Here is a 7,618-nt window from a genome sequence, read left to right as displayed (position 1 = left end):
CCCCTGGGCTGCCGACGAGGGCCCGGTGGGCGACTGGTTCCGCGCGGCGACCTCCGCCCTGCAGGCCGCGGGCGTGGCCGTCGGTCCGCTCGGCGGCGATCCCGGCTGGCTCGGTCAGCCCTCGCTCGCGGTGACGTGGGCGCTCGCGGCGCTGCGGTCGGGCCCCAGCGACAGCCTGCAGCTCGACGTCGAGCCGTGGGCGACACCGGGCTGGGCCACCCGGCGCGACCTGCTCTGCACCCAGTGGTTCGCGCTGCTCGACGCCGTGGTCGCGGCGCTGCCCGACGGCGTCGAGCTGGGCGTCGACGCCCCGTGGTGGCTCGCGCACGAGCCCTGGGGCGAGGGCTCGCTGCTCGACGCGGTGCTCGCCCGGGCCGACCGCGTCGGGGTCGTCGCGTTCAGCGACCACGCCCGCGGGCCCGACGGGATCATCGCGCTCGCCGCTCCCGCGGCCGTCGCGGCGTCGGCGGCGGGCCGGCCGTTCACCGTCGGCGTCGAGACCGACACGGCCGAGGTGGCCGGCGGCGCGCAGTACACGTTCGTCGACGAGGGGCCCGCGGTCCTCGAGCAGGAGGCGACACGGGTCGAGGCGGCGTTCGGGGGACTGCCCGGCTACGAGGGCGTCACGGTCGAGCACCACCGCGCGTGGCGGTCGCTCCTCGGCCTGGACTCCTGACGCTCAGACCTGGCACGTCGGGCACCAGTAGAGCTTGCGGGCGGCCATCTCCTCGACCACCACCGGGTTCCCGCTGACCAGGCACGGCTCGCCGGTGCGGTGGTAGACCCAGTGACGCTCGGCCGGGTCCGTCAGGGCGCGCTCCCGGGCGGCGGGAGACAGGTCCTCGCGCGTGATCATCACGCCCGTGCGGATCCCGTCGGCCAGCAGCACCGCCCAGTCGTCCCAGAGCGCCCGCGCCACCTCGCGCGGCACCCGGCGGCCCGGCGTGTGCGGGTCGAGGCGGGCGCGGAACAGCAGCTCCGCCCGGTAGATGTTGCCGATGCCGGCCACCACCGACTGGTCCATGAGCAGCTGGCCGACGGCGACGTTCCGTGCGGTCAACCGCTCGACCATGACGTCCCCGGCGCGGTCGAGGTCGTCGGTCGACGCCGGGTCGGGGCCCAGCCGGTCGATCGCCGCGGCCGCATCGGCCGGGTCGAGCACCTCGCACGCCGACGGCCCGCGCAGGTCGGCGACCGTCTCGGCCGACGCCAGCCGCACGCGCACCTGGCCCACCGGCTCGGGTGGGAACGTCGCCACCAGCCCGCCCTCGTCGGCGGGGTTCTCGCGCTCGTCCTCCCCCATCCGCACCGACCGCCGCAGCCGCGGCGCGCCCATGCTGCCGACCGCGAAGGCGCCTTCGGTGACCGGGGTCAGCGCGCCGTAGAAGTCCCACGCGCCGTACAGCCCGAGGTGCACCCGCAGCACGTCGCCGCCCTCGAACGTGCAGAACAGCTGCTTGCCGACGGCGTCGGCCGACACCATGACCTGCCCGTCGAGCCGGGCGGCACCGGCGCCGAACCGGCCCTGCGGCGAGCTCACCGCGAGGCGGCGACCGACCAGGTCGAGGGTGAGCTGGCGGGCGATGCGGTGGACGGTATGACCCTCGGGCACGCCCCGAAGGCTAGGCCACCCGCAACCGCTCCGCCGCCGCGACCGCCTGCGCCGCCGCACCGGCGGCCACCGCGGCGGACTTCTCGTACTCCTCGCGCTCCAGCATCTGCTGCTGCGCGAGCGTCGCGGCCTCGAGGACGTCCGTGATCTCGGTGCCGAGGAGCTCGTACCGCTCGAGCAGGGCGTCACGCAGCGCCTCGACCAGGTGGCGGTGCCGCGACAGCAGCCGGCGGACCGTGCTGCGCGCGTCGTCCAGCACGGCCTCCAGCTGGGCCCGCGCCTGGGCGTCGCTGAGCACCGCGGACACCAGGTCGTGCGGCGTCGCCGCGAAGGAGATGAGCGAGCCGGTCATGCCCGCCGCGCCGACCATCTGCGCGGCCGTGCGGGTGGCCGACGCGAGGTCGCCGGCGGGGCCGGTGCTGGTCTGCCCGAAGAAGAGCTCCTCGGCCACCCAGCCACCCATGGCGATCTGCACGAGCGCCCGCAGGTCGTAGTGCGAGTGGGTCCAGACCTCCTCGCAGTCGTCGTGCGCGAGCAGGCCGAGGGCGTCGCCGCGACGCACGATCGTGAGGACCTCGAGCGTGCGGTTCGGCGCCGCGAGCCAGGCCGTCACCGCGTGGCCGGCCTCGTGCGTGGCGATGAGCCGCTGCTCGGCCTCCGTGTAGCGGACCGGTTGGCCGATGCCGACCATCTCGGTGATCCGGGCGTGCTCGATGTCGGCGAACGACATGGCCAGCGACCCGCGACGCAGCGCGTTGACCAGCGCCTCGTCCAGCAGGTGCTCGATCATCACCGGCGTCCAGCCGTTGGTCGCGGCGGCGATCCGGTCCCGCAGCACCGGGTCGTCCAGCTCGTCCTGCGTCGAACGGCGGGCCAGGAAGTGGTCCACCAGCGCCCGCCGGCCGATCGCGTCGGGGGTCGCGAACGTCAGCCGGCGGTCGAAGCGACCCGGGCGCAGCAGCGCGGGGTCCAGCGAGTCGGCGCGGTTGGTGGCGGCGATCAGCAGGATCGGGGCCTTGACCGGCTTGCGCTGCTGCAGTTGGCGGTTCGCCGGCAGCAGCAGGTTGATCCGGGCGAGGAAGAAGTTGACGAACTTGTCGGTCGTCGTGGGCTCGTCGAACGACTGCATCTGCACCAGCAGCTCGTTGACCACGCCGCCGGTGCCCTCGCTGACGACCGCGTTCTTGATGACGCCCGGCGTCCGGAACGCGTCGAACGGGCTCGCGGTCATCGACGACATGCCCCCGCGGGCCGTCGCGATGGCGTCGATCTCCTCGATGAAGCCGATCGCGCCGCCCTCCGTGCGGGCCGCCTTGCGCAGCGCCTTGAAGTACGCGCGGATCTTCTTCGCGGTGGCGCCGTAGTACATCGACTGGAACGACGTCGCGGACACGAAGAGGAACGGCACACCCGCCTCGGCCGCCATCGCCTTGGCCGTCATCGTCTTGCCGGTGCCGGGCAGCCCCTCGAACAGCAAGCCGCGCCGGGGGGTGCCGCCCATCTGCTCGGCGAACTGCTTGTGCGTCTGGAACAGGTCGATCGAGCGGCGCACGTCCTCCTTGACCGGGTCGATGCCGATGACGTCGTCGAGGTGCACGTCCACCTGCTCGGGCCGGTAGACCACGTGCGGCGACCGGGAGGTGCCGACCTGCGTGACCAGCAGCAGCGCCAGCAGCGAGACGAAGAACAGCACCGGGACCAGCACGAGCGGGTCGACCCGCGGCATCGGCGGCACGAGGTCGCGGCCCAGCAGCGAGCTGGCGATGACGTAGGTCTCGATGGCGAGGAGCACGAACGCGACGCGGTAGACGCGCTTGCGCCGGACCCGGTCCCGCTCGCGGGCGATGTCGTGCGCGCCTCGTCGGATGGGGGAGACGATCTCGTCGGCCACAGGCATGCCTTTCCCTCGGCGCCTGGGATCAGACGACGCTGCGTCGCGGGAGGTGCGATCAGCCCATCGTGGGTCCGGCCGGGTGAGTCGGCAAGATCGGACATATCGGACCACCCGAACGGTCCAACGGGTCACCCGTCCGTGCGTAGCGTCCTGCGGAGCTTCTCGACCTCCTGGGGAGCGAGCCCGAGCCCGTCCCGGAGGTAGCCGTCGAACGTGCCGAACTGCTCGCGCACGAGGTCCAGGGCCTCCCGCAGGTCCTCGGGCCGGACCTCCAGCAGCGGGCGCAGGGTCTCGGGGTCACCGCCGGTGTCGGCGAACTGCTGGAGCAGCGGGGCGAACGTCTCGCGCACCGCGGGGTTGACCGCGAGGAACTCCTCCGTCGCGCCCTGCTCGTCGACACCCGCGGCGAGCAGCAGGATCGTCGCCGCCCAGCCGGTCCGGTCCTTGCCGGCCGTGCAGTGGAACAGGAGCGGTCGGCGCGCGGGGTCGATGACGGCCCGCATCAGCGCCGCGTACGCCGCCCGGGCACCCTCGCCGACGACGAACCGGCGGTAGACCACGAGCATCGACTCGACGGGGTCGGGGTCGGGCTCGGGCGTGGTCCGGCTCGTCCCGAGGGCCGCCACCTGCGCCGCGGCACCGCCGGGGAGATCCGCGAGCACGTCGAGGTCGAGAAGCGTCGCCCCGGCCGGCACGTGGTCCGGCCGTGCCGTCCGCTCGCCCTCGGTGCGCAGGTCGACCACGGTCCGGATGCCCAGGCCTGCGAGGACCTCGTCGGTGGCGACCGCGTCGCCCGTCATCTCCGCCGAGCGGTACACGACACCGGACGCGACGACACCCCCGTCGGCCGTGCGCCGACCACCGAGGTCGCGCAGGTTGGTCACGGCGGGCGAGAACAGGACGTGAGGATCGGGATCGGCCGGCACGGTGCTCAGCGTGTCAACCGTGCCGCAGGCGTGCCACCTGGAGCCGCAGGTAGTCGCGCTCCGCCAGGCTCGTGGTCTGCCGCGACGCCAGCAGCAGCTGCTCGGCCGCCTCCTCGGGCCGGCCTGCCCGCTCGAGCAGGTGACCCCGGACGGCGGCGAGCCGGTGATGGCCGGCGAGCGGCTGGTCCAGCGTGGCCAGCAGGGCGAGCCCGGCGTCGGGGCCGTGCACCATCGCGAGCGCGACCGCGCGGTTCAGCGTGACCATCGGGTTGCCGGTCATCCGCTCGAGCAGCCCGTACAGGGCGAGCAGCTGGGGCCAGTCCGTCTCGTCGGCCGTCGGGGCCTCGTCGTGCACCGCCGCGATCGCCGCCTGCAGCTGGTACTCGCCGACCGCTCCGCGCACCAGCGCGTGCTCGACCAGCGCGACGCCCTCCGCGATCATCGCGGCGTCCCAGCGCGCACGGTCCTGCTCGTCCAGCGGGATCAGCTCGCCGCGCGGTCCCGTGCGCGCGGGGCGCCGGGCATCGGTGAGCAGGATCAGCGCGAGCAGGCCCGCGACCTCGGGATCGTCGGGGAGGCTCAGTGACAGCGCGCGGGTGAGCCGGAGTGCCTCGGCCGCCAGGTCCGCCCGGGCCACGGACGCGCCCGAGGTGCTGGCATAGCCCTCGTTGAAGATCAGGTAGAGCACCCGCAGCACGGCGCGGAGCCGCTCGCCGTAGTCCGCCGCCGACGGCATCCGGAACGGTCCGTCCAGGTCGCGCAGGGTCCGGCGCGCCCGGCTGAGCCGCTGCGCCATCGTCGGCTCCGGCACCAGGAACGCCCGCGCGATCTCCGCGGTGGTCAGGCCGCCGACCGACCGCAGGGTCAGCGCGATGGCCGACGCCGGGCTCAGCGCCGGGTGGCAGCAGCCGAAGAGCAGCAGCAGGGAGTCGTCGGACTGGAGCGCCTCGGCACCCGGGTCCATCGTCGCGACGAGCTCCTCGCGCCGGCGTCGCGCGTCCTCGCTGCGGTACCGGTCCACCAGCTTGTTCTGCCCGACGACGACCAGCCACGCGTGCGGGTTGTCGGGCACGCCCGTCGACGGCCACTGCGTCGCCGCGGCCAGGAGCGCCTCCTGCAGGGCGTCCTCGGCGTCGGCGAGGTCCCCCGACCGCCGCACCAGCACGCCCAGGACCTGCGGCGCSAGSKYGCGCAGCAGGTCCTCGACGGGCGGGTCTGCCCGGTCAGTCGACAGGGGAGGGTGCCTCCATCAGCGCACGGACCTCGAACACCTGCTGGACCGGCACGCCGTCCGGCCCGGGTGCCGCCGACGCCTTCGCCGCGATGGCGATCGCCCGCGCCTCGTCCTCGACGTCCACCGTCCAGTAGCCGGCCAGGAACTCCTTCGACTCGGCGAACGGCCCGTCGACGACGACCGGGGCGGACACCCCGTCGCTGCGCACCAGCTTCGCCGTGTCCGGCCACGCGAGCCCCTGGCCGTCGACGAACTCGCCGCTGGCCACCAGCTCCGCGCCGAGGTCGTGCTGGAACTGGATGTGCCGGCGCACGTCCTCGGGCGCCCAGGTGTCGATCGGGGGCACCCCCTCGATGTGGTAGTTCATCAACAGCATGTACTTCACGGTGCACTCCCGGTGTCTCGTGGTCCCCCAGCGGACCCTCTCACCCCGTGGTCGGTGCCGCTCGCGCGTTCTCGACACCGGCGCGTGTGTCCGTCATTCGGGATTCTCCAGCGAAGCCCTTGCCGGACGACACCCCCTTGCTACAACTCCGCCCAGGTCACGAGTGCCAGCGCGAAGCCCCGGCTCGCTGGTCAGCAACCCCTCCACGACGGGGTGCTCCGGGAGATGACCTGGCCGCACCGACCGGTGCGGCAAGCGTGCAGCGAGAAGGAGCTCCACCGTGGTCCAGCAGTCCGTGCCCGACGTCGTCGCCCTCGTCGGCAACCCGAAGCCCGGGTCCCGCACCTTGTCCGCGGCCGTGCAGGTCGCCGACCGGCTCGCCGACGGGGCCGACATCGCGACCGTCGACCTGGCGACGATCGGCCACCAGCTGTTCACCGCCGACCGCTCGCTCCTCGACCCCGCGCTCGCGACCGTGGCGGGCGCGCGGCTGCTCGTCGTCGCGACGCCCGTCTACAAGGCCACCTACACGGGCCTGCTCAAGTCGTTCCTCGACCTCTACGGCCCCGACGGTCTCGCCGGCGTGGTCGCGGTCCCCCTCGTCGTGTCCGGCGGCCCGGCCCACCTGCTCGCCGGCGAGGTGCACCTGCGGCCCCTGCTCGTCGAGCTCGGCGCCACCGTCCCCACCCGCGCGCTGGCCGTCACGGAGGCGGACCTGGTGGACCTCGGCCCGGTCATCGACCGGTGGCTCGAGCGCGCCTTCGCTCCCCTGCACGCCGCCCTCGACGTCGCGGCGCTCTCCGCATGACCGCCGAGATCCTGCGCTCGCTGGACGCCGACCTCGTGGAGCAGGACGAGCCGCAGCTGAGCCCGCAGGCCTACAAGGAGGTGTTCCGCCGGCACCCCGCCGGGGTCGCGGTGGTGACGCTCCTCGACGACGAGGGCCGGCCCGTCGGGTTCACGGCGACCTCCGTCATCTCCGTGTCCGCCGACCCGCCGCTGCTCGCGTTCTCGCTGGCGTCGACCTCGTCGTCGTGGCCCGCCCTGTCCCGGGCGCGCACGCTCGCGATCAGCTTCCTGTCCTCGGCGCAGGACGACGTGTCCGCCCGGTTCGCGACGAGCGGCATCGACCGGTTCGCGGCCGGCGGCTGGACGCCGCTGGAGACGGGCGAGCCGGTGATCGACGAGGCCGTGTCCTGGCTGCGCGGCCGGGTCGTGCAGCGGGTGCCCGTCGGCGGCTCGTACCTGGTGTCGGTCCGCGCCCTCGCGCACTCCGTCGACGACGACGCCCTCCCGCTCGTCTACCACGACCGCACCTACCACCGGATCGGCGACCACACAGCCGTCTGACCGGCCGGCCGTCTGACCGACCGGCCGCGGGAGGCCCCCGGCATCTCGACGCCAGGGGCCTTCTGCCGCGTCCACCACCGCGCAACGTCCGCGCTCGTAGGGGTCAGAACCCGTGGAAGCGCGGACGTCCGCTGCGTGAATCCACAACGTCCGCACTTCTACGGGGTCAGAACCCGTTCGAGCGCGGACGTCCGCTGCGTGAATCCACAACGTCCGC

The 7,618-nt window shown here is 73.9% G+C and carries 8 protein-coding genes and 1 riboswitch; of the genes, 3 read left to right on the top strand and 5 right to left on the bottom strand.

Going from position 1 to position 7,618, the window contains the following annotated elements:
* The coding region (locus tag ACXJKG_RS17480; protein ID WP_456847012.1) for a hypothetical protein at positions 1 to 676 on the top strand (676 nt) is incomplete at its 5' end.
* Positions 677 to 679: 3 nt separating this feature from the next.
* Here the strand turns inward: ACXJKG_RS17480 and ACXJKG_RS17475 are convergent.
* The 5 genes from ACXJKG_RS17475 to ACXJKG_RS17455 form a co-directional block, all read right to left on the bottom strand.
* Complete coding sequence (locus tag ACXJKG_RS17475) at positions 680 to 1,612, bottom strand: Fpg/Nei family DNA glycosylase (RefSeq protein ID WP_456847011.1); 933 nt, start codon at positions 1,610 to 1,612, stop codon at positions 680 to 682.
* A gap of 10 nt (positions 1,613 to 1,622) precedes the next feature.
* Positions 1,623 to 3,509, bottom strand: a complete 1,887-nt coding sequence (locus ACXJKG_RS17470; protein ID WP_456847010.1) for an AAA family ATPase — start codon at positions 3,507 to 3,509, stop codon at positions 1,623 to 1,625.
* A gap of 125 nt (positions 3,510 to 3,634) precedes the next feature.
* Positions 3,635 to 4,432, bottom strand: coding sequence for a tyrosine-protein phosphatase (locus ACXJKG_RS17465; protein WP_456847009.1), 798 nt, complete (start codon positions 4,430 to 4,432; stop codon positions 3,635 to 3,637).
* Between the two features lie 13 nt (positions 4,433 to 4,445).
* Positions 4,446 to 5,627: an RNA polymerase sigma factor gene (locus ACXJKG_RS17460; protein ID WP_456847014.1), complete on the bottom strand. Its 1,182-nt coding sequence runs from the start codon at positions 5,625 to 5,627 to the stop codon at positions 4,446 to 4,448.
* 28 nt (positions 5,628 to 5,655) lie between these two features.
* Positions 5,656 to 6,042, bottom strand: coding sequence for a YciI family protein (locus ACXJKG_RS17455; RefSeq protein WP_456847013.1), 387 nt, complete (start codon positions 6,040 to 6,042; stop codon positions 5,656 to 5,658).
* A 164-nt stretch (positions 6,043 to 6,206) separates the two neighbouring features.
* Positions 6,207 to 6,315: riboswitch (SAM riboswitch) on the top strand.
* Between the two features lie 16 nt (positions 6,316 to 6,331).
* Here ACXJKG_RS17455 and ACXJKG_RS17450 point away from each other — a divergent pair.
* A complete protein-coding gene (locus ACXJKG_RS17450; RefSeq protein ID WP_456847008.1) occupies positions 6,332 to 6,859 on the top strand; it encodes an NADPH-dependent FMN reductase in 528 nt (175 codons plus the stop codon).
* On the top strand, positions 6,856 to 7,401 hold the full coding sequence (locus tag ACXJKG_RS17445; protein WP_456847007.1) for a flavin reductase family protein: 546 nt from the start codon (positions 6,856 to 6,858) through the stop codon (positions 7,399 to 7,401). Before ACXJKG_RS17450 ends, ACXJKG_RS17445 begins: the two co-directional genes overlap by 4 nt.
* Positions 7,402 to 7,618 lie beyond the last annotated feature (217 nt).

Source organism: Cellulomonas sp. P5_C6 (assembly GCF_054049635.1).
Note: the sequence above shows the minus strand (reverse complement) of the source record. Positions and strands in the feature narration are given on the sequence as shown.

Coding starts and splice junctions, on each gene's coding strand:
- ACXJKG_RS17470 (WP_456847010.1), bottom strand. CDS start 3,509: ATGCCTGTGGCCGACGAGATCGTCTCCCCCATCCGACGAGGCGCGCAC.
- ACXJKG_RS17455 (WP_456847013.1), bottom strand. CDS start 6,042: ATGCTGTTGATGAACTACCACATCGAGGGGGTGCCCCCGATCGACACC.
- ACXJKG_RS17445 (WP_456847007.1), top strand. CDS start 6,856: ATGACCGCCGAGATCCTGCGCTCGCTGGACGCCGACCTCGTGGAGCAG.